Here is an 18549-nt window from a genome sequence, read left to right on the forward strand (position 1 = left end):
GTGGCTCCTCGCGTGCGCTGCGCTAATTGGTATCTGAGACGCGTATTCATGGTCGCGGACGGGTGCGATCGGTGGGGGTGCGAGCCCGTGCGGACTTCTGTTCGAGACCCCGGTGGGGTCGGTCCTCGCAGGTCGCCGCGTGGCGGGAACCGGCCATCCGGCCGGGGTGGTCAGGGCCCGCCGGCCCCCGTCGGCGCCCGGCCGGAAAGGCCGAGCAGGAGCGGTCCCGTGGGGGCCGCCACCAGGTCGTTCACCGTCAGGGGGTCCAGTGTGGCGAAGAAGGCCTCCTGGGCCCTGCGCAGGGCCCCGCGCAGCAGGCAGGCGCCGCGCAGCGGGCAGGGCGTGGCGCCGTCGCAGTCCACGACGTCACCCGCGCCCTCCAGTTCGCGCACCACCCCGCCCACCGAGGCGGCCCGGCCGGCGGAGGTGAGGGTGAGCCCGCCGCCGCGGCCGCGCCGCGCCTCGATCAGCCCGAGGTGCTGCAGCCTGGCGACCACCTTGGCCGTGTGGGTGTACGGGACCTCCATGGTCGCCGCCACGTCGCGGGTGGTCGGGAGGTCGCTCCCCTCGATCGCCAGCCGCATCAGGACGCGCAGGGCCAGGTCGGTGAATCGGGTCAGCCGCATGGGCCCACCGTAGAAAACATGCATCTCCCCTACAAATAAAGGCGGGTGAGCGAAGGCGGCCTGGCCGAAAACGAGGGGATGCGGAGGACTCGCGAGATCCCCGGGGGAGGAGGGGAGCCCCAAAGGGTGCCCCGCTCCCGGACGGAGTAGTCCCACCCTTTTGTGTAATGGTCCCATCACGTTCTGTACTGAAAGGCTGATCCCGCAGATCCATGGAGTGATCGAAAGGGAAACACATGTCGGTCCAGGCGGGTTCCGAACCCGAGGCCCAGGCACCACAGCGCAGTCTCGGGACGACGGCCGCGCGGAACTTGGCAACCACGACCAAGTCCGCGCCGCAGATGCAGGAGATCACCTCCCGGTGGCTCCTGAAGATGCTGCCGTGGGTCTCGGTGCAGGGCGGTACGTACCGCGTGAACCGCCGGCTGAGCTACTCGGTCGGCAACGGCATCGTCGAGTTCATCAAGACCGGCACCCAGGTCCAGGTGATCCCCGCCGAGCTCGGCGAGCTCCCGCTGCTGCGCGACTACGAGGACCTCGACGTCCTCGGTGAACTGGCCCAGCGGTGCCGGCAGATCGACTTCGAGCCCGGCCAGGAACTGACCGTCTTCGGCAGCCCCGCCGACCAGGTGTTCCTGCTCGCCCACGGCCGCGTCGAGCAGATCGGCCCGGGCCCGTACGGTGACGACGCCGTCCTGCAGACCGTGGCCGACGGCGCGTACTTCGGCGAGGACTCCCTGGTCGATGAAGAATCGATTTGGGAGTACACGGCCCGCGCCGCCACCGCCGGCACCGCGCTGGTCCTGACCCGCCAGGACCTCCAACTGCTCGCCGACCGCGTCGACTCGCTGCGCCGCCATCTGGACGACGTACGGACGCTGCCCGCCCAGCGCACCAACAAGTACGGCGAGGCCGCGATCGACCTCTCCGCCGGCCACCAGGGCGAGGCCGTCCTCCCCGGCACCTTCGTGGACTACGAGGCGCGCCCCCGCGAGTACGAGCTGTCCATCGCGCAAACGGTCCTGCGGGTGCACAGCCGCGTCGCGGACCTCTACAACCACCCGATGAACCAGACCGAGCAGCAGTTGCGGCTCACGGTCGAGGCGCTGCGCGAGCGCCAGGAGCACGAGATGCTCAACAACCGCGACTTCGGCCTGCTCCACAACGCCGACTACGACCAGCGCATCCAGCCGCACGACGGCGCGCCCAGCCCGGACGACCTGGACCAGCTGCTCAGCATGCGGCGCGGATCGAAGTTCTTCCTGGCCCACCCCAAGGCGATCGCCGCGTTCGGCCGCGAGTGCAACAAGCGGGGGCTCTACCCGGAGTCGGTGGAGATCGGCGGCAACCGGGTGCCGGCCTGGCGCGGCGTGCCGCTCTTCCCCAGCAACAAGATCCCGATCAGCGACGCCCGGACCACGTCCATCCTGTGCATGCGCACCGGCGAGGACGAGCAGGGCGTGATCGGCCTGCACCAGCCGGGCATCCCGGACGAGATCGAGCCGAGCCTGTCGGTCCGCTTCATGGGGATCAGCGAGCAGGCGATCATCTCGTACCTGGTCACCGCCTACTTCTCCGCCGCCGTGCTGGTGCCGGACGCGCTCGGCGTGCTGGAGAACGTCGAGATCGGCCGCTGGCGCTGAGCACGGTGAACGCCACCGCGACCGGTGAGGGACAGGAGGCCGCCGCCCTCCTGGAGCGGACGAGGCACACCGTCAACCCGGAGCTGCGCCGGGCCGTCGAGAGCCTGCCCGGCGGGATGCGCCGCGTGGCGATGTACCACTTCGGGTGGGAGCACGAGGACGGCACACCGGCCGCGGGCAACGCCGGCAAGGCCATCCGCCCGGCCCTGGTCCTGGCCGCGGCCCGGGCCCTCGCCGGGCCGGGGGCGGGGCGGGCCGAGGAGGCCGTACGGGCCGCGGTGGCCGTGGAGCTGGCGCACAACTTCACGCTGCTGCACGACGACGTCATCGACAAGGACGTCCGGCGGCGCGGCCGCGCGACCGCCTGGACCGTCTTCGGGACACCGGACGCGATCATCACGGGCGACGCCATGATGGCGCTCGCGCTGCGGCTGCTCGCGGAGGATCCGCATCCGGCCTCGGGGGCGGCCTCGTCCCGGCTCACCGCGTGCGTCATCGAGCTGTGCGCCGGCCAGCAGGCGGACTGCGCCTTCGAGCAGCGTCCGAACGTCTCCCTCGACGAGTGCCTCACCATGGCGACGGCCAAGACCGGGGCCCTGCTGGGCTGCGCGTGCGCGCTCGGCGCGCTGTACGCCGGGGCCGGACCGGACGAGGCCGACGCCATGGACGCCTTCGGACGGGAGGCCGGGCTGGCCTTCCAGCTGATCGACGACCTGATCGGGATCTGGGGGGATCCGGGGCACACCGGCAAGCCCGCGGGGGCCGATCTGATCGCCCGCAAGAAGTCCCTCCCGGTCGTGGCCGCCCTCACCTCGGGCACCGCGGCGGGGCGGGAACTGGCCGCGCTGTACGCGGGCCCCATGACCGGGGACGACGTGCGCGCCGCGGCGGACGCGGTGGACCGGGCGGGCGGGCGCGACTGGGCCCAGGCCCATGCCGCGGACCGGATGGGGCGGGCGGTCCAGCAGCTGTCGCGCGCCGTGCCGGACCTCGCGGCGGCGGGCGGACTGCTGGCGCTCGCGGAGTTCGTGACGCGCCGCACGCGGTGAGGGCACGACCGAGGCCCGTTCCGGCACGGCACGGTGCCGGAACGGGCCTTACCGCAGCTCCGCGTCAACTCTAGGATCGCTCACGGTTGTTGACACGTGAGCGAAGGGTGTGACCAGTGGCGCTGGAGATACGTCAGGCGGATCAGTCGGACCGGGACGCGGTGGCGCGGCTGCTCGACGACGCCTTCCGCACGGACCCGGTGAGCAGCTGGGTCTTCCCGGACCCGGAGCACCGGGCCGCGGTGCACGGCAGGTTCCTCGGCGTCTTCGTGGACGTGGCGCTGGCCGAAGGCCGGATCGACTACGCGGTGGACGGCTCGGCGGCCGCGCTGTGGCTGCGGATCCCGGCGGGCGAGCCCGAGGGGGAGGACGAGATCCCGGCGCGGATGCGCGCGGTGGCCGATCCGGACAACGAGCGGTGCGAGCTGGTGGGCCGGCTGACGGGCGCGGTGCACCCGACGGCCGAGGAGCACGAGTACCTCCTGATGATCGCGGTCGCCCCGGACCGGCAGGGGCAGGGGCTGGGCGGCGAACTGATCCGGCCGGTGCTGGAGCGCTGCGACCGCGAGGGCGTGCCGGCGTACCTGGAGGCGAGCAGCGAGCGCAGCAAGGGACTGTACGAGCGGCTCGGTTGGGAGTTCACGGGTGAGGCGGTGCGCCTGCCGGAGGGGCCGCTGATGTGGCCGATGTGGCGCAAGCCGCGCGGGTAGGCGGGGTCGGGCCGAGGGGCGGGCGGACGGGGCGTGCGCATCGGGCTCGCGCAGCAGGCTTGCGTAACCACTTCAGCTGAAGTACTTTCACTGGCGTGCCTTCGGTGCGGAGGTGCGGTCGAACGGAAGAGAATCGCTTGCGCAAGCTCACGTACTTCATCGCCACGTCGGTCGACGGCTTCATCGGGGCCCCGGACGGCGACGGCGATTTCTTCTACGCCCACGTCGACGCCGAGTTCGTCGAACACCTCAAGGCCGAATATCCGGAGACCATCGCCGCCCAGGGGCGCGCCGCCCTCGGGATCACCGACGTCGAGCCGAAGCGCTTCGACGCGGTGCTCATGGGCCGCAACTCGTACGAGCCGGGCCTCAAGGCGGGCGTGACCAGCCCCTACGGCCACCTGCCCGGGCAGTACGTGGTCTCGCGCTCCCTCACCGCCTCGCCGGACCCCGAGGTCGAGCTGATCTCCGGAGACGTCGCGGCCAGGGTCCGCGAGCTCAAGGCCCGGGACGGGCTCGGCATCTGGCTCTGCGGCGGCGCCGACCTCGCCGCCCAGCTGATCGACGAGATCGACGAGTTCATCGTCAAGACCTACCCCGTCTTCCTGGGGACCGGCATGCCGATGTCGCGGGCCGGATTCGGGGTGCGCCCCCTGGAGCTGACCGGGGTCGAGGTCCTCGGCGGCGGCCAGACGGTCACCTCGTACGCCGTCAAGCGCTGAGCCGGCCGGCCCCGCGGCCCACCGGCCCACCGGCGCATGTCCCCCGGGTCCCCAGGCCCTCTCCGGCCCCCGGAACGCGCCGAACCGGCCTACCGTGGAGGTATGGCCGGTGAACAGCAGCAGCGCGCACACGAGACGGTCGCCCCGCAGGCCGGGCACGAACAGCAGACGTGCCCGGCGTGCGGGCGCCTCGTCGACACGGTGGTCAGACGGCGCAAGTCCCTCGGGATCTTCATTCCGGTGTGGGGCCGGGGCCCCTGCCGGAACCCGGGATGCCCCGCTTACGTGGACCCCGAGGAGCGGTGAGTCAGCCCTTGGCCGCGAGTTCCTTCGCGCCCAGGCCGGAGGCGAAGCCGTTGGCCCAGAGCTGGTTGACGCGCGCCCGCTCGGCGGAGTTCGGGTTGGCGTTCTGGCACGAGGTGCCCGGTCCGCCGCCCGACATCAGCTCGGAGCACGGACCCGAGTAGTGGTCCGGGAGGCCCAGCACGTGGCCGGTCTCGTGCGCGGTCACACGGGTGGAGTTGTACTGCTGGTTCTGCCGGTAGTCCAGGAAGATGTAGCCGCGGCCGTGGCCGTCCGTGCTCGCGTACGAGCCGCGTGAGTCGTTGCCCTCGCGGTAGGAGAAGTTCCCGCCGGAGGACACCTCCTGGAGCTTGACGTTGCTCACCGAGCTGTTCCAGATCTGCGTGGAGCGGGCTATCTGGGTGCGGAAGCTCGGCGCGCTGCGGGTGTTGTACGTGACGGTCACGGCCAGGAGGCCGGGGTTCGCGGCGCGCTGCTCGGCGACCGAGCGCTGCACGGCCTCGAAGAAGGCGCGGTTGGCGGCCTCGTTCTCCTGCGAGCCCGCGTACGCGGCGTAACTGGCGGCATTGCCGACGGGGGCGGGAGCGGCGCTGGCGGTGGGGGTGACGCCGAGGGCGGCGGCGAGGCCGAGACCGACGGTCGTGGCCAGAACGGCCTTACGGGAGTGGCGCATGTGGGGGAGCTCCTACTCGTCCGGTGCGGTGGGGGGTGGGTCGTTCGGTACCGGAGTCTGCGGGAGCGCCGTGGTCCGGCGGATGATGTCACTGCCCGATAGCGCCGGCCTATCGGGAAGATTGCGTCAGCCCAACTCACGTGAGAATGGCGGGATTCGGGGGGCTATCAGTGGCTGGTGCGGTCCACCGGGACCGGCCTACTCTCGGGTCATGGAGCTTGAGGTCCGGCACCTGCGCGCGCTGTGCGCCATCGCCGACGCCGGCAGCCTGCACAAGGCCGCCCGGCAACTCGGCGTGAGCCAACCCTCCTTGACGACCCAGCTCCGCCGCATCGAACGGGCCCTGGACGGCGAGCTGTTCCTGCGCGAGCGGACCGGCTGCCGGCCCACCCCCTTCGGCCGGACCGTACTGGGCCGGGCCCGGCCGCTGCTCGCCGAGATGGCCGCGCTGGTGGCCGAGGCCCGGGCGCAGGCCCGCGGTCCGCGGCTGAGCATCGGCTCCACGGCCAGCCGGGCGCTGCCGGGGTGGCTGCGACGGCTGCACCGGCGGATGCCGGACACCGAGACCTCGCTGGTCGTGGACGTCTCCGCCAACGCGCTGCTGCGGATGGTGGCCTCCGGGCAGCTGGACGTGGCGTTCGTGCACGAGGTGGAGGGCAGCCCGCTGCGGGTGCCGGCCGGGCTGCAGCTGCACGTGCTGATGGAGCGGGAGCCGCAGTTCGTGTCGATGTCCCGGGACCACCCGGCCGCCGGGCAGGCGGTGGTGTCGTTACACGACCTGGCGGCCGACCGCTGGATGGTCGACCCGTCGGTCGACGGCGAGTGGGACGGGCTGCGGCGGGTCTTCGCGGGGGCCGGGCTCGATCCGCCGGTGCTGCACGCCGACTACCACACGGCGACCTCGCTGATCATCTCCGGCGAGGCGGTCGCGCCCTGCCAGCCGACGTCCGGGCCGCGCGACGACATGGCCATCCGGCCGCTGTCGGGGGACCCCCTCGCCGTACGCCTGCTGCTGGCGACCCGGCCCGGCGCGCACGCCGAGGTCTACGAGGACCTGCGCGCCGCCTATCGCGAGGCGGCCCTGCGCACGCCCCCGTACCGCGCCTGGCTCCACCACCACGCGAGCCCCCTGCTGGCGGCCTGACGGCCCCCCGGGGCCCGCGCCCCTGACCCGCGCCGCACGCCGGCGAGGCCGGACACCCCGGCCCCGCCGGCGTTTCGGCGTGCCCGCGCACAGGCTTGACTTCCCCCGACCGCGATATATCGTGTTAGCCAGAAGACGCGATATGTTGCGTGCGTCGAGCCCGGTCCGTGAACGCACGAGGAGGATCAGCACCATGGCAGAGCAGTCGTCCCGGCCGTCGCCTTCGCAGTCGACCTGGCACGTCGCCGCACCGCAGAAAGTCACCTTCGAGGCGCCGGTGACCGAGCTCCGCGTGCGCGTCGTGAGCGGCACGGTGAACGTGGTCGCCGCCGAGGAGGGCCCGGCCCGCCTGGAGGTGACCGAGGTCGACGGACCGCCGCTGTACGTGGTGCAGGACGGCGGCACCCTCACCGTCTCCTACGAGGACGTGCCCTGGAACGGCTCCCAGGGCTTCAAGCAGTGGTTCGAGTCCAAGCCGTGGAAGGCGTGGGCCGGCTCCGCCACCGGCCGCAAGGCCTGGGAGCGCAGCGCCGCGATCACCCTCACCGTCCCCGCCGCTACCCGGGTCCAGGTGGCCGCGGTCGACGCCACCGCCTTCGTCTCCGGCATCTCCGGCGGCACCGAGGTCACCGAGGTCTCCGGCGACGCCACGCTGGTCGGGCTCTCCGGCCGGGTCAAGGCGCACAGCGTCTCCGGCGCCGTCGAGGCCCAGTCGGTCACCGGCGACCTCCGCTTCCACTCGGTCTCCGGCGGCCTGACGGTCGTCGACGGCGAGGGCGTGAGCGTACGGGCCGACTCGGTCAGCGGCGACATGCTCCTCGACCTGGACCTCGACCCGGCCGCCGCGCGCCCCGTGGACATCGCGCTGAACTCCGTCTCCGGCCAGGTCGCGATCCGCCTCCCGCACCCCGCGGACGCCCGCGTGGAGGCCAACACCGCCACCGGCGGCGTCTCCAACGCCTTCGAGGACCTGCGGGTCTCCGGCCAGCTGGGCGCCAAGCGGATCACCGGCACGCTCGGCTCCGGCACCGGCACCCTGCGGGCCACCACCGTCTCCGGCGGCATCGCGCTGCTGCGCCGGCCGCCGTCCGACGTCGAGGCGGACGCCGACGCCCCCGCGCCCGCCGCCGCTCCCCTCGCGCTCGACAAGAAGGTGCTCTGACATGCCGCCCGTCTTCGCCCACGGCCGCCTCCGCCTCTACCTCCTCAAGCTGCTGGACGAGGCCCCGCGCCACGGGTACGAGGTGATCCGCCTGCTGGAGGAGCGTTTCCAGGGCCTGTACGCCCCCTCCGCGGGCACCGTGTACCCGCGGCTGGCCAAGCTGGAGGCCGAGGGCCTCGTCACGTACGCCACCGAGGGCGGGCGCAAGGTCTACTCCATCACCGAGGCCGGGCGCGCCGAGTTGGCCGACCGCGGCGGTGAACTCGCCGACTTGGAGCTGGAGATCCGCGACTCGGTCTCCGAACTGGCCGCGGAGATCCGCAACGACGTCCGCGGTGCGGCGGGTGACCTGCGGCGCGAGCTGCGGGAGGCGGCCTCCGCGTCCGCGACCCAGGTCGAGGACGAGTCCTGGAAGGCGGCCAAGGAGGAGCTGCGCAAGGCCAGGCAGGAGTGGAAGGAACAGGCGCGCCGGGCGAAGGACGAGAGCCGCCGGGCCCGTGAGGAGGCGCAGCAGGCCCGCCGCCAGGCCAAGGAGGCGCAGGAGCGGGCCCGCGAGGAGGTCCAGCGCATAGCCGTCCAGTTGCAGGAACAGTTCGCCAGGTCCGGTGGGGTGCTCGGCAGTCTGGCGGGGGCGTGGCTGGGTGGCGGGGCGGGGCCGGCCGGGCCTGCGGCTCCCGCTCCGGCTCCGGCTCCTGCGGCCGATGCCGATGCCGATGCCGATGCCGAAGCCGATGCTCGTGCTCATGCGGGCTGGGCCGAGGATCTGGCGGCCAGCGGTGATCCGGCGCGGGATCTGGACCGGTTGCTGGACCGCTTCCGCGACGAGGTGCGGGATGTGGCGCGGGACCACGGGGTGAGTGCGGCGCAGGTGGCCGAGGCGCGGGCGGGGCTGGCCGCGGCCGTTGCCCGGCTGAGGGCGACGCTGCGGGCCGGCTGAGGGGCTCGGCCCGCGCCTCGATCGCCGGCGGGGCTCCAGGATCGGGGCTCCGCCCCGGACCCCGCGCCTCAAACGCCGGCGGGGCTGAATTGGGGCGGCGGGGCTGCAGGGTGCGGCTCCAGGATCGGGGCTCCGCCCCCGGCCCCGCGCCTCAAAGGCCGGCGGGGCTGAGTTGGTGCGGCGGGGCTGGAGGGGTCAGGCGGCCAGGGTGGTTTCGGCCGTGGCGTAGGTGATGCCGTGGTCCGTCAGGACCTCGGACACCGTGCCGGGGCGGGAGAGCAGGGCCAGCAGCAGGTGCAGGGTGCCGATGTGGTTGTCCTTGCGGCCCAGGGCGATGCGGAGGGACTGTTCCAGGACCTTCTTCGAGCCCTGGGTGAAGGGGACGTGGTGGTTGCCGGCGCGGTCGTCCGGCTCGGCGCGGCCCAGGGCCGAGCGGAGCGAGCCGCGCAGGGTCCGCCTGCGCGGTGCGGGGGCCGCGAGCGCGCCCTCGCCGTGGGCCTCCTCGATGCGGGAGACGATCTCGGTGAGGTCGATGCCCAGTCCGGCCAGCGCCTCCTCGTCCGCCCGGGACATGCCGCCCCGGCGGCGGGCCGCCGCCAGGTCGGCGGCCAGCCCCGCGCGGTCCACGCCCAGCCGGTCCAGGGCCCCCAGCTCCAGCAGGGAGAGCAGCAGGTGCTCCTCGGTGACCGTTGCGGCCCCGGCCCGCCGGGCCTCGGTCACCGCCCCCGTCACGGTGTTCCGGGCGTCGGTGGTGAAGCGTTCGAACATCAAAGCCTCCCGTACTTCTTGTGCACGGCCTGCCGGCTGACGCCCAGCTCGGCCGCGATCTCCTGCCAGGACCACCCCTGCGCGCGGGCACTGCGTACCTGTACGGCCTCCAGCTGCTCCAGCAGCCTGCGGAGGGCGGCCACGGCACGCAGGCCCACCCGCGGATCGCGGTCACCGGCCCGCTCGGCGAGATCGGTTGCTTCCGTCATGATGTCAATCTAGGTTGACGCGGGAGGCGTCGTCAACCTTCATTGACACATCCGTGCCTACGGGTTGAGGACGATCTTCCCGAAGAGGTCGCCCGAAGCGAGCTTCTCGAAGCCCTCGCGCGCCCGGTCCAGCGGCAGCACCTCGTCGATGACCGGCCGGAGCCCGGTCGTCGCGCAGAAGGCCAGCAGGTCCTCCAGCTCGTCCTTCGAGCCCATCGTGGAGCCGACCACCTTCAGTTCCAGGAAGAAGATCCGGGTCAGCTCGGCGTGGGCCGGGCGGTCGCCGCTCGTGGCACCGGAGATGACCAGGGTGCCGCCGGGGCGCAGGGACTTCACCGAGTGGGACCAGGTGGCCGCGCCCACCGTCTCGATCACCGCGTCCACCCGCTGCGGCAGCCGCGCGCCCGGCTCGTACGCCTCCACCGCGCCCAGCTCCACGGCCCGCTTGCGCTTGGCCTCGTCCCGGCTGGTGGCGAAGACCCGCAGGCCCGCGGCCTTCCCGAGGGCGATGGCGGCGGTCGCGACCCCGCCGCCGGCGCCCTGGACGAGCACGGAGTCCCCGGGGCGGACCCCGGCGTTGGTGAACAGCATCCGGTACGCCGTCAGCCAGGCCGTCGGCAGGCAGGCGGCCTCCTCGAAGGTCAGCTCGGCGGGCTTGCGCAGGACGTTCCAGGCGGGGACGGTCACCTGCTCGGCGAAGGTCCCCTGGTAGCGCTCGGTCAGGATCGAGCGGGGCTCGTCGGGGCCGACCCCGTGGCCGCTCTGGCCGATCACGGAGTGCAGGACGACCTCGTTGCCGTCCTGGTCGATCCCGGCGGCGTCGCAGCCGAGGATCATCGGGAGTCTTTCCTCGCCGAGACCCACCCCGCGCAGCGACCACAGGTCGTGGTGGTTGAGGGAGGCGGCCTTGACGTTCACGGTCACCCAGCCGGGCCGGGCCTGCGGTGCCGGGCGGTCGCCCAGTACGAGGCCGTTCAGCGGCTGGTCACGGTCGATTCGGGCGGCGTAGGCAGCGAACATGCCGCGACGCTACCGCTCGGTAGGGCCGTGTTCCAGCCCTCTCGTGATCGTGGTGGTGAGGCCTTCGTCGCACCGCGCGGGCGGCGCGGGGAAAAGGAAGGGCCCGGCCGGAGGGATCCGGCCGGGCCCTTGCCCGTACGACTGCTCGCGCGGCGGTCAGGCCAGGCGGGCCACCCCGTCGGCCTTCGCGGCGGCGGCGACGGCCGAGGCGACGGCCTCCGCGACGCGCTCGTCGAACGGCGACGGGATCACGTAGTCGGCGGCGAGCTCGTCACCCACGACACCGGCGATGGCGTCGGCGGCGGCGATCTTCATGCCCTCGGTGATCCGGGTGGCGCGGACCTTGAGGGCGCCCGCGAAGATGCCCGGGAACGCCAGCACGTTGTTGATCTGGTTCGGGAAGTCCGAGCGGCCCGTGGCCACGACCGCCGCGTACTTGTGCGCGACGTCCGGGTGGACCTCCGGGTTCGGGTTGGCCATGGCGAAGACGAAGGCGTCCTTCGCCATCGAGGCCACCGCCTCCTCCGGGACCGTACCGCCGGAGACGCCGATGAAGACGTCCGCGCCGGCGAGGGCCCGCTCCAGCGAACCGGTCTGGCCGGTCTTGTTGGTCAGGCCCGCGATCTCGGCCTTGACGTCCGTCAGGTCGGAGCGGTCCGCCGACACGACACCCTTGCGGTCGGTGACGCAGACGTCGCCGATGCCCGCGTCCACCAGGATCTTGGCGATGGCGATGCCCGCCGCGCCCGCGCCCGAGATGACGGCGCGCAGGTCGCCGAGGGTGCGACCCGTGAGCTTCGCGGCGTTGCGCAGCGCGGCCAGCGTCACGATGGCGGTGCCGTGCTGGTCGTCGTGGAAGATCGGGATGTCCAGCGCCTCCTGGAGGCGCCGCTCGATCTCGAAGCAGCGGGGGGCCGAGATGTCCTCCAGGTTGACCCCGCCGAAGGACGGGGCGAGACGGATGACCGTCTCGATGATCTCGTCCGTGTCCTTGGTGGCGAGCGCGATCGGGACCGCGTCCACACCACCGAACTGCTTGAAGAGAATGGCCTTGCCCTCCATGACGGGGAGGGAGGCCTCGGGGCCGATGTCACCGAGTCCGAGCACGGCCGTTCCGTCGGTGACGACGGCGACCACGTTGGACTTCCAGGTGTACTCGTTCACCAGCTCCGGCTGCTCGGCGATGGCGCTGCACACTTTCGCCACGCCGGGCGTGTACGCGAGGGACAGGTCGTCCTTGTCGTTGACCGGCACCGTGGCCTGGATGGCCATCTTGCCGCCCCGGTGCAGCGCGAACACCGCGTCCGGGTTGTTGTCCGTGACGCTGTCACTGCGAGGGTTGATGATCTCCGCTGCCACTGTGTGTGACCCCTTAAGTCCTTTGAATCGTTGAGGGTGGCCACTCCTGGTTAAGGGGTGGGCGGGCACCGCGTCCGTACTCCGCATCGACGGTTGGCCCGTCTCCGCGGAGGGGAGGTTCGTACGCGCGGGCGCGCCGCACGCGCGCCCTGAGCCCCGGATGAGGGGTGTAAGGATCTGTTCTACCCGAAGAACGGTCGCCCAGACGAGTCGATTCCCGCTCAATCGTAGGTCGGTTGCCCCGCTTTTGGCGAAAAGTCCAAACCTTGTTGTCCGGCAGCCGAGACGCCCCGCAGAAACTGCGGCGAAAAGGCCAGGTCACGGCAGGTTCTGCGGTCTCGAACCCCCATGTCCGCAGTCCTGTTGGGCTACCCCCACCGCCCGTTATGCGATTTTGACCTGACGGGCACCCTGAATGTCTCAGTCCGAATGGCAAGATGCCGTAATCACACGAGGTCGCGACACTCGATGGTGCGTGCCCGACCGTTTTTCGATGCTTTTCCACCACTGCCGGAGGAACCAAGCCATGACCGCTAGCACCACCCGTCGTACGACCGCCGCACGGTCCCGGATCGCCGCGGTCGGCGCGATCGCGGTCGCCGGCGCCCTGATCCTCACCGGCTGTGGCGACCAGACCGACAAGGCCTCCACCAGCCCCTCCGGTGCGGCGGACAGCAGCGCGCCGCTCTTCTCCAAGCTCCCGAAGAAGATCCAGGACGCCGGTGTCATCAAGGTCGGCACGGACGCGACCTACGCGCCCATGGAGTTCACCGAGGGCGGCAAGATCGTCGGCGTCGACCCCGACGTCGCGGCGGCCCTGAGCAAGCAGCTCGGCGTGCAGTTCAAGTTCGAGTCCGGCACCTTCGACACCCTCATCGGCAGCATGCAGACGGGTCGCAGCGACCTGGTCATGTCCTCGCTGACCGACACCAAGGCCCGTCAGGAGGGCCTGGACGACAAGGGCGCCAAGACCGGTGCCGGTGTCGACTTCGTCGACTACTTCTCCGCCTCGACCGGCATCCTGGTCAAGAAGGGCAACCCGCAGGGCATCAAGACCCTCGACGACCTGTGCGGCAAGACGGTCGCCGTGCAGCGCGGCACCACCTACGAGGAGTCGGCCAAGACCCAGGCCGAGAAGTGCAAGACGGACGGCAAGGGCGAGCTCAAGATCGAGTCCTTCCCGACCGACGCCGAGGCCCAGACCCGGGTGAAGGCCGGCGGCGCCGCCGCGGACCTCAACGACTCCCCGGTCGCCGCGTACATCGCGCAGACCGCCGGCGGCGGCAACGACTTCGAGGCCATCGCCAACCCGACCGACGCCGGCCTCTTCGGCATCGCGGTGGACAAGAAGAACACCGAGCTGCGCGACGCGCTCAAGGAAGCCCTCGACGCGGTCATCAAGGACGGCACGTACAAGGCCGCCCTCGACAAGTGGAACGCGGGCTCCGGCGCCGTGACCGAGGCCAAGATCAACGCCGGTTCCTGACCTCCGCGTACCACCGCAGCACACTGAAGGGCAGTCACTGTGACTGACAAGCTCGACAAGGTCCCGGGCCCGGCGGACACCCCGCCGGCCGGGGCCGTACCCCCCGAGGCGATCCGCGCCATTCCGGTCCGCCACTACGGCCGCTGGGTCAGCGCCGTGGTCGTCATCGGCCTGGTCGTGGCGCTCGTGTTGGCCTTCTCCCAGGGCAACGTCCGCTGGGCGACCGTGCCGGAGAAGCTGCTCGACCCCACCATCCTCCGTGGCGTCGGCAACACCATCTGGATCAGCATCACCTCGATGGCCCTGGGTCTCGTGCTCGGTGTCCTCTTCGCCGTGATGCGGCTCTCGAAGAACCCGGTCACCAGCACCATCGCCTGGTTCTACATCTGGCTGTTCCGCGGCACCCCGGTGTACGTACAGCTCCTCATCTGGTTCAACCTCGCCCTGATCTTCCCGATCCTGAACCTCGGGTTCTACAAGGACGAGATGACCCAGGTCATGACGCCGTTCCTGGCCGCCCTGCTGGGCCTCGGCCTCAACGAGGGCGCGTACATGGCGGAGATCGTCCGGGCCGGCATCCAGTCGGTCGACGAGGGCCAGACCGAGGCCTCGCACGCGCTCGGCATGACCCGCACGCAGACCATGCGCCGGGTCGTCCTGCCGCAGGCCATGCGGGTGATCGTGCCGCCGTCGGGCAACGAGTTCATCAACATGCTCAAGACCTCGTCGCTCGTCGTCGCCGTGCAGTACTTCGACCTGCTGCGCGCGGCCCAGGACATCGCGTCCACCTCGTTCGCGGTGATGGAGATGTTCTTCGTCGCCTCGATCTGGTACCTCGCCCTGACCAGCGTGTTCAGCGTCGGCCAGTACTACCTGGAGCGCCGCTACGCCCGCGGTGCGCTCCGCTCCCTGCCGCCCACGCCGCTGCAGAAGATCAAGGCGAAACTCTCCAGCTTCTCGAACCGCAAGGCGGTGGCCTGATGACGACTGCCATGGTGAAGGCCGAGGGCGTCCACAAGTCCTACGGTGCGGCGCACATCCTCAAGGGCATCGACCTGGAGGTCGCCCCGCGTGAGGTCTTCTGCCTGGTCGGCCCGTCCGGCTCCGGCAAGTCGACCTTCCTGCGGTGCATCAACCACCTGGAGCAGGTCAACGCCGGCCGGCTGTACGTCGACGGGGAGCTCGTCGGCTACCGCCAGAAGGGCGACAAGCTCTACGAGCTGAAGGACAGCGAGGTCGCGGCCCAGCGCCGGGACATCGGCATGGTCTTCCAGCGCTTCAACCTCTTCCCGCACATGACGGCCATCGAGAACGTCATGGAAGCCCCGGTCATGGTCAAGGGCGAGTCCAAGGCGGTGGCGCGCGAGCGCGCCATCAGGCTGCTGGACCGCGTGGGCCTCGGCGACAAGGGCGGGAACTACCCCACGCAGCTCTCCGGCGGTCAGCAGCAGCGCGTGGCGATCGCCCGCGCGCTCGCCATGGAGCCGAAGCTGATGCTCTTCGACGAGCCCACCTCGGCGCTCGACCCGGAGCTGGTGGGAGACGTCCTCGACGTCATGCGCGACCTGGCCGAATCCGGCATGACCATGATCGTGGTCACGCACGAGATGGGCTTCGCCCGCGAGGTCGGCGACAACCTCGTCTTCATGGACGGCGGCGTGGTCGTCGAGTCGGGCAACCCGCGCGACGTGCTGGGCAACCCGCAGCACGACCGCACGAAGGCGTTCCTGTCCAAGGTGCTCTAGGGCTCCAGGGCTCCGGCCCTCCGGTGCGCTCGTCGCTCCGGCGGACAGGTGAGGGGCGGTACGGGATTCCCGTACCGCCCCTCACACGTGCTCAGGTGCCTACTTCAGACCCAGGACCAGCGCGTCCGAGGGGGAGCGCCAGACCGTACGGGCCTCCGCGAAGCCCGCTCCGAGCAGGGCGGCGGTGTGCCAGGCCTCGGGCGGGGTGTCGCCGTCCGCGTGCTCCCCGTAGATCGCGAAGCGCTGCCTGACCGGCTCCGCGAGGAGCGGGTCCGCGGCGGCCAGCTCCCACCACTCGCGCCAGTCCACCGCGCCGGCCGTCCTGGCCCGGTCCATGCCGGCGTGCCGGTGGGCGTGCTCGGCGGCGTCGATGCGGGGGGTGGCCGGGTCGGGCATGTGGTCGGCGTTCATGAACACCCCGCCGGGGGCGACGAGCGGTGCGAGCTGCCCGTAGAGGACGGACAGGTCGTCGCTGTGCAGCCAGTGCAGGGCGGTGGCGGTCAGGACCGCGTCGTACGAGTCGTGGGGGAGGGCGGCGCGCCAGTGCGGGTCCTTGAGGTCGGCGGTCACGAAGGTGACCCGCGGGTCCCCGGCGAAGTGGCCCTCCGCGATCGTCAGCAGGGCGGGATCGAGGTCGACGCCCGTACTGGTGGCTCCCGGGAACCTCTTGAGGACGCGGTCCGTGATACTTCCCGTACCGCACGCGAGATCCAGCACCCGGGGGGTGGGGCCGACCAGGGCCTCGACCATGTCCAGCATCACCCGGAACCGTTCCTCGCGGTCGGGCATGTACCACTCCTGCTGCCGGTCCCAGCTGTCCTGCCAGGCCTGCCAGTACCCCGTGCCGGAAGCGGTATCTGCCGTATCAGCCGTATGCGCCATCACGAACCCCTCCATACGTAATACCCTCGAAGACGTCTCAGCCGTTACCGGAGACACTAATCCGCAGCCGTAAGGACTACAAGTGGAACTGGCCCATTACTCGGACTTCGCCGTGCGCCTGGTCAACACCGAGGAGCCGGCCCGCAACAAGGACGAGCTCACCTCCGTGGACGCCGTCCGTGCCCTGTTCGGCGCCAGCGTGCAGATGGCCCGCCGCGTGACCGACACCGACGTCACCCGCTTCCGCAACGTCCGGGCCCGGCTGCGCGCCGTCTTCGAGGCCGCCGACGGCGGTGACGACGTCCTCGCGGTCGACCTGCTGAACTCGCTGCTCATGGAGTTCCCGGTCAGCCCTCAGGTCTCCGGGCACAAGACCATCGGCGAGGACGGCCGGCCCGACTGGCACATCCACCTCGCCGAGCACCCCTCGAACGCGTCGGCGGGCTACGCCGCCATGGCGGCCATGGGGCTGGCCTTCGCCCTCACCGAGCACGGCCCCGACCGCCTCGGCCTGTGCCAGGCCGCGCCCTGCCGCAACGCCTACCTCGACACCTCCACCAACCGCTCCCGGCGCTACTGCTCCGACCGCTGCGCGACCCGGGCCAACGTGGCCGCCTACCGCGCCCGCAAGCGGCTGGAGGCGGAGGCGTCCGCCGGCAGCGGGCGCAGCGCCGAGACCGCCCAGGACAGCCGGGCCCTCAGCGAGCGCTGACCCTCCTCGCGCGGCCGGAAGCGCAGCACCGCCGTCGCCAGCACCAGCTCTGCGGGCACCGGCCCGTAGACGGTGCTGTCGCCGGTCTCGTTGTACGGGTTGTCGCCCAGCACCCACCAGCCGCCCGGCCGCCGCTCCACCGCCCGCTTGATCACCAGCAGGTCCTGCTGGAACGGATGGCGCAGCACCACCACGTCACCCGGGCGGACGGCCGCCCCGTACCGGACCAGCACCTGGTCCCCGTTGGTCAACGTGGGCACCATCGACGCCCCCGTCACCTCCACCACCCCGAACCGCTTCCGCGGGCGCCCGTTCTCCACCATGCGCGTCCTCCTCGTCACCCCCGCATGCTGCCGCACCGGTCCGTACATTCGCTCACCGGTCCGGCCGCGCCCCTGGACTTTTGTCCTAAGCCCATGGGGGCGCCCGCGAAATCCGGTTGTTCAGCGAGTAATCTCCCCCTTGAGAAGACGATCACGAGGAGGACAAACTCCATGCTTTCCCGCCTCTTCGCCCCCAAGGCGAAGGTCTCCGCCCACTGCGATCTTCCGTGCGGCGTGTACGACCCTGCCCAGGCCCGCATCGAGGCCGAGTCCGTCAAGGCCGTGCAGGAGAAGTACCAGGCCAACGACGACGCCGACTTCCGCGCGCGCGCCATCACCATCAAGGAGCAGCGCGCCGAGCTCGCCAAGCACCACGTCTCGGTGCTGTGGAGCGACTACTTCAAGCCGCCGCACTTCGAGAAGTACCCCCAGCTGCACACCCTGGTCAACGACACCCTGAAGGCCCTCTCGGCCGCCAAGGCGTCCAACGACCCGGCGACCGGCGCGAAGGCCCTCGAGCTCATCGCCGAGATCGACCGCATCTTCTGGGAGACCAAGGCCGCCTGATCTTGGGCGCCCCAGGCTCTTCCCGCGCTCCCTGCCGGAGCGCACACGACACCGGCCCGACCGCTGCGAGCGGTCGGGCCGGTGTCGTACGCGGCCACGTGACGGGCCTCCCGGAGCGCGCGACGGCGTGGGGTCCGGGGAGCATCCGCCCGGAGCGTGCACGCGGGCGGACGTACGGTGCTCAGGTACGGGCTGCCCGTTCCGGTCGTGACCGCCGACCGGCGGGCCGGCTCACTCGTCGGCTTCGTCGTCCTCGTCGTCCAGGCGGGCCAGCCAGGTGGCCAGGCGTTCCACCGGGACCTCGAAGTCCGGGTTCAGGTCGACGAAGGTGCGCAGCTGCTCGGCGAGCCACTCGAAGGTGACCTCCTCCTCGCCGCGCCGCTTCTCCAGCTCCTCGATGCCGCGATCGGTGAAGTACAAGTCGGGCTCCGTGCCGTGATGGGGGTCTGCAGGGGGTGTTTCCCGCCAGGATAATCCGCGCGGGCGAAGAGGCCTCCCGCCCGTGGTGC

22 protein-coding genes are annotated in these 18549 nt (G+C 71.5%); 13 read left to right on the plus strand and 9 right to left on the minus strand.

The annotated features are described in order from the left end of the window. Positions 1-170: 170 nt before the first annotated feature. The gene (locus ACFYP3_RS08650; protein ID WP_388828848.1) at positions 171-626 is read right to left on the minus strand and encodes an RrF2 family transcriptional regulator; all 456 of its coding nucleotides are present in this window, start codon (positions 624-626) and stop codon (positions 171-173) included. 236 nt (positions 627-862) lie between these two features. Here ACFYP3_RS08650 and ACFYP3_RS08655 point away from each other — a divergent pair, with 236 nt between their 5' ends. The 5 genes from ACFYP3_RS08655 (at position 863) to ACFYP3_RS08675 (ending at position 5056) form a co-directional block, all read left to right on the plus strand. Next, positions 863-2269 (plus strand): family 2B encapsulin nanocompartment shell protein, encoded by a 1407-nt coding sequence (locus ACFYP3_RS08655; protein ID WP_388828851.1) that lies wholly within the window; start codon positions 863-865, stop codon positions 2267-2269. Beyond that, a complete protein-coding gene (locus ACFYP3_RS08660) occupies positions 2266-3318 on the plus strand; it encodes a family 2 encapsulin nanocompartment cargo protein polyprenyl transferase (protein WP_388829021.1) in 1053 nt (350 codons plus the stop codon). The genes ACFYP3_RS08655 and ACFYP3_RS08660 overlap by 4 nt, the downstream gene beginning before the upstream one ends. A gap of 122 nt (positions 3319-3440) precedes the next feature. Then, positions 3441-4028, plus strand: a complete 588-nt coding sequence (locus tag ACFYP3_RS08665; protein ID WP_388829024.1) for a GNAT family N-acetyltransferase — start codon at positions 3441-3443, stop codon at positions 4026-4028. A 137-nt stretch (positions 4029-4165) separates the two neighbouring features. Then, positions 4166-4750 carry a dihydrofolate reductase family protein gene (locus tag ACFYP3_RS08670; RefSeq protein WP_388828854.1) on the plus strand — a complete coding sequence of 195 codons (585 nt, stop codon included), beginning with the start codon at positions 4166-4168 and terminating at the stop codon, positions 4748-4750. Between the two features lie 102 nt (positions 4751-4852). Next, the gene (locus tag ACFYP3_RS08675; protein WP_388828856.1) at positions 4853-5056 is read left to right on the plus strand and encodes a hypothetical protein; all 204 of its coding nucleotides are present in this window, start codon (positions 4853-4855) and stop codon (positions 5054-5056) included. Between the two features lies 1 nt (position 5057). Here the strand turns inward: ACFYP3_RS08675 and snpA are convergent, their stop codons facing one another. Beyond that, positions 5058-5726: a snapalysin gene (gene snpA, locus ACFYP3_RS08680; RefSeq protein WP_388828859.1), complete on the minus strand. Its 669-nt coding sequence runs from the start codon at positions 5724-5726 to the stop codon at positions 5058-5060. Positions 5727-5937: 211 nt separating this feature from the next. Between snpA and ACFYP3_RS08685 the strand changes: the two genes are divergently transcribed. From ACFYP3_RS08685 to ACFYP3_RS08695, 3 genes are all read left to right on the plus strand, one after another. Further along, positions 5938-6870 (plus strand): LysR family transcriptional regulator, encoded by a 933-nt coding sequence (locus ACFYP3_RS08685; RefSeq protein ID WP_351291671.1) that lies wholly within the window; start codon positions 5938-5940, stop codon positions 6868-6870. A gap of 193 nt (positions 6871-7063) precedes the next feature. After that, a complete protein-coding gene (locus ACFYP3_RS08690) occupies positions 7064-8032 on the plus strand; it encodes a DUF4097 domain-containing protein (protein ID WP_388828862.1) in 969 nt (322 codons plus the stop codon). A 1-nt stretch (position 8033) separates the two neighbouring features. Continuing rightward, positions 8034-8969, plus strand: coding sequence for a helix-turn-helix transcriptional regulator (locus tag ACFYP3_RS08695; protein WP_388828865.1), 936 nt, complete (start codon positions 8034-8036; stop codon positions 8967-8969). A gap of 195 nt (positions 8970-9164) precedes the next feature. Here ACFYP3_RS08695 and ACFYP3_RS08700 read toward each other — a convergent pair whose 3' ends face one another. The 4 genes from ACFYP3_RS08700 to ACFYP3_RS08715 all read right to left on the minus strand — a co-directional run bounded on the left by ACFYP3_RS08700 (position 9165) and on the right by ACFYP3_RS08715 (position 12325). Further along, positions 9165-9737 carry a Clp protease N-terminal domain-containing protein gene (locus ACFYP3_RS08700; protein WP_388828868.1) on the minus strand — a complete coding sequence of 191 codons (573 nt, stop codon included), beginning with the start codon at positions 9735-9737 and terminating at the stop codon, positions 9165-9167. Next, entirely contained in the window at positions 9737-9946 is a 210-nt protein-coding gene (locus tag ACFYP3_RS08705; RefSeq protein WP_030013034.1) for a helix-turn-helix domain-containing protein, read from the minus strand. Before ACFYP3_RS08705 ends, ACFYP3_RS08700 begins: the two co-directional genes overlap by 1 nt. 57 nt (positions 9947-10003) lie before the next feature. Then, on the minus strand, positions 10004-10966 hold the full coding sequence (locus tag ACFYP3_RS08710) for a zinc-binding dehydrogenase (protein ID WP_388828872.1): 963 nt from the start codon (positions 10964-10966) through the stop codon (positions 10004-10006). 156 nt (positions 10967-11122) lie between these two features. Continuing rightward, positions 11123-12325, minus strand: a complete 1203-nt coding sequence (locus tag ACFYP3_RS08715) for an NADP-dependent malic enzyme (RefSeq protein ID WP_388828875.1) — start codon at positions 12323-12325, stop codon at positions 11123-11125. A 526-nt stretch (positions 12326-12851) separates the two neighbouring features. On the opposite strand from ACFYP3_RS08715, the gene ACFYP3_RS08720 reads away from it, so the two are divergent. The 3 genes from ACFYP3_RS08720 to ACFYP3_RS08730 are packed head-to-tail and all read left to right on the plus strand — an operon-like array spanning position 12852 to position 15556. After that, positions 12852-13811, plus strand: coding sequence for an ABC transporter substrate-binding protein (locus tag ACFYP3_RS08720; protein ID WP_388828878.1), 960 nt, complete (start codon positions 12852-12854; stop codon positions 13809-13811). Positions 13812-13850: 39 nt separating this feature from the next. Continuing rightward, a complete protein-coding gene (locus ACFYP3_RS08725) occupies positions 13851-14792 on the plus strand; it encodes an amino acid ABC transporter permease (RefSeq protein ID WP_388828881.1) in 942 nt (313 codons plus the stop codon). After that, positions 14792-15556 carry an amino acid ABC transporter ATP-binding protein gene (locus ACFYP3_RS08730; RefSeq protein ID WP_388828884.1) on the plus strand — a complete coding sequence of 255 codons (765 nt, stop codon included), beginning with the start codon at positions 14792-14794 and terminating at the stop codon, positions 15554-15556. The genes ACFYP3_RS08725 and ACFYP3_RS08730 overlap by 1 nt, the downstream gene beginning before the upstream one ends. A gap of 99 nt (positions 15557-15655) precedes the next feature. Here ACFYP3_RS08730 and ACFYP3_RS08735 read toward each other — a convergent pair whose 3' ends face one another. Further along, positions 15656-16438, minus strand: coding sequence for a class I SAM-dependent methyltransferase (locus tag ACFYP3_RS08735; RefSeq protein ID WP_388828887.1), 783 nt, complete (start codon positions 16436-16438; stop codon positions 15656-15658). A gap of 82 nt (positions 16439-16520) precedes the next feature. Here ACFYP3_RS08735 and ACFYP3_RS08740 point away from each other — a divergent pair, with 82 nt between their 5' ends. After that, complete coding sequence (locus ACFYP3_RS08740; protein ID WP_388828890.1) at positions 16521-17150, plus strand: CGNR zinc finger domain-containing protein; 630 nt, start codon at positions 16521-16523, stop codon at positions 17148-17150. Here the strand turns inward: ACFYP3_RS08740 and sodX are convergent. Continuing rightward, positions 17054-17473, minus strand: a complete 420-nt coding sequence (gene sodX / locus ACFYP3_RS08745) for a nickel-type superoxide dismutase maturation protease (protein ID WP_388828893.1) — start codon at positions 17471-17473, stop codon at positions 17054-17056. The two genes, ACFYP3_RS08740 and sodX, sit on opposite strands and share 97 nt — an antisense overlap. A 171-nt stretch (positions 17474-17644) precedes the next feature. Between sodX and sodN the strand changes: the two genes are divergently transcribed. Further along, positions 17645-18040, plus strand: a complete 396-nt coding sequence (sodN, locus tag ACFYP3_RS08750) for a superoxide dismutase, Ni (protein ID WP_030709803.1) — start codon at positions 17645-17647, stop codon at positions 18038-18040. Positions 18041-18271: 231 nt separating this feature from the next. On the opposite strand, the gene ACFYP3_RS08755 is transcribed toward sodN, so the two are convergent. Next, positions 18272-18460 carry a DUF6104 family protein gene (locus tag ACFYP3_RS08755; protein ID WP_388828896.1) on the minus strand — a complete coding sequence of 63 codons (189 nt, stop codon included), beginning with the start codon at positions 18458-18460 and terminating at the stop codon, positions 18272-18274. Positions 18461-18549: the final 89 nt, after the last annotated feature.

Source organism: Streptomyces sp. NPDC005533 (assembly GCF_042871845.1).
In the GTDB taxonomy this organism is placed as follows: Bacteria; Actinomycetota; Actinomycetes; order Streptomycetales; family Streptomycetaceae; genus Streptomyces.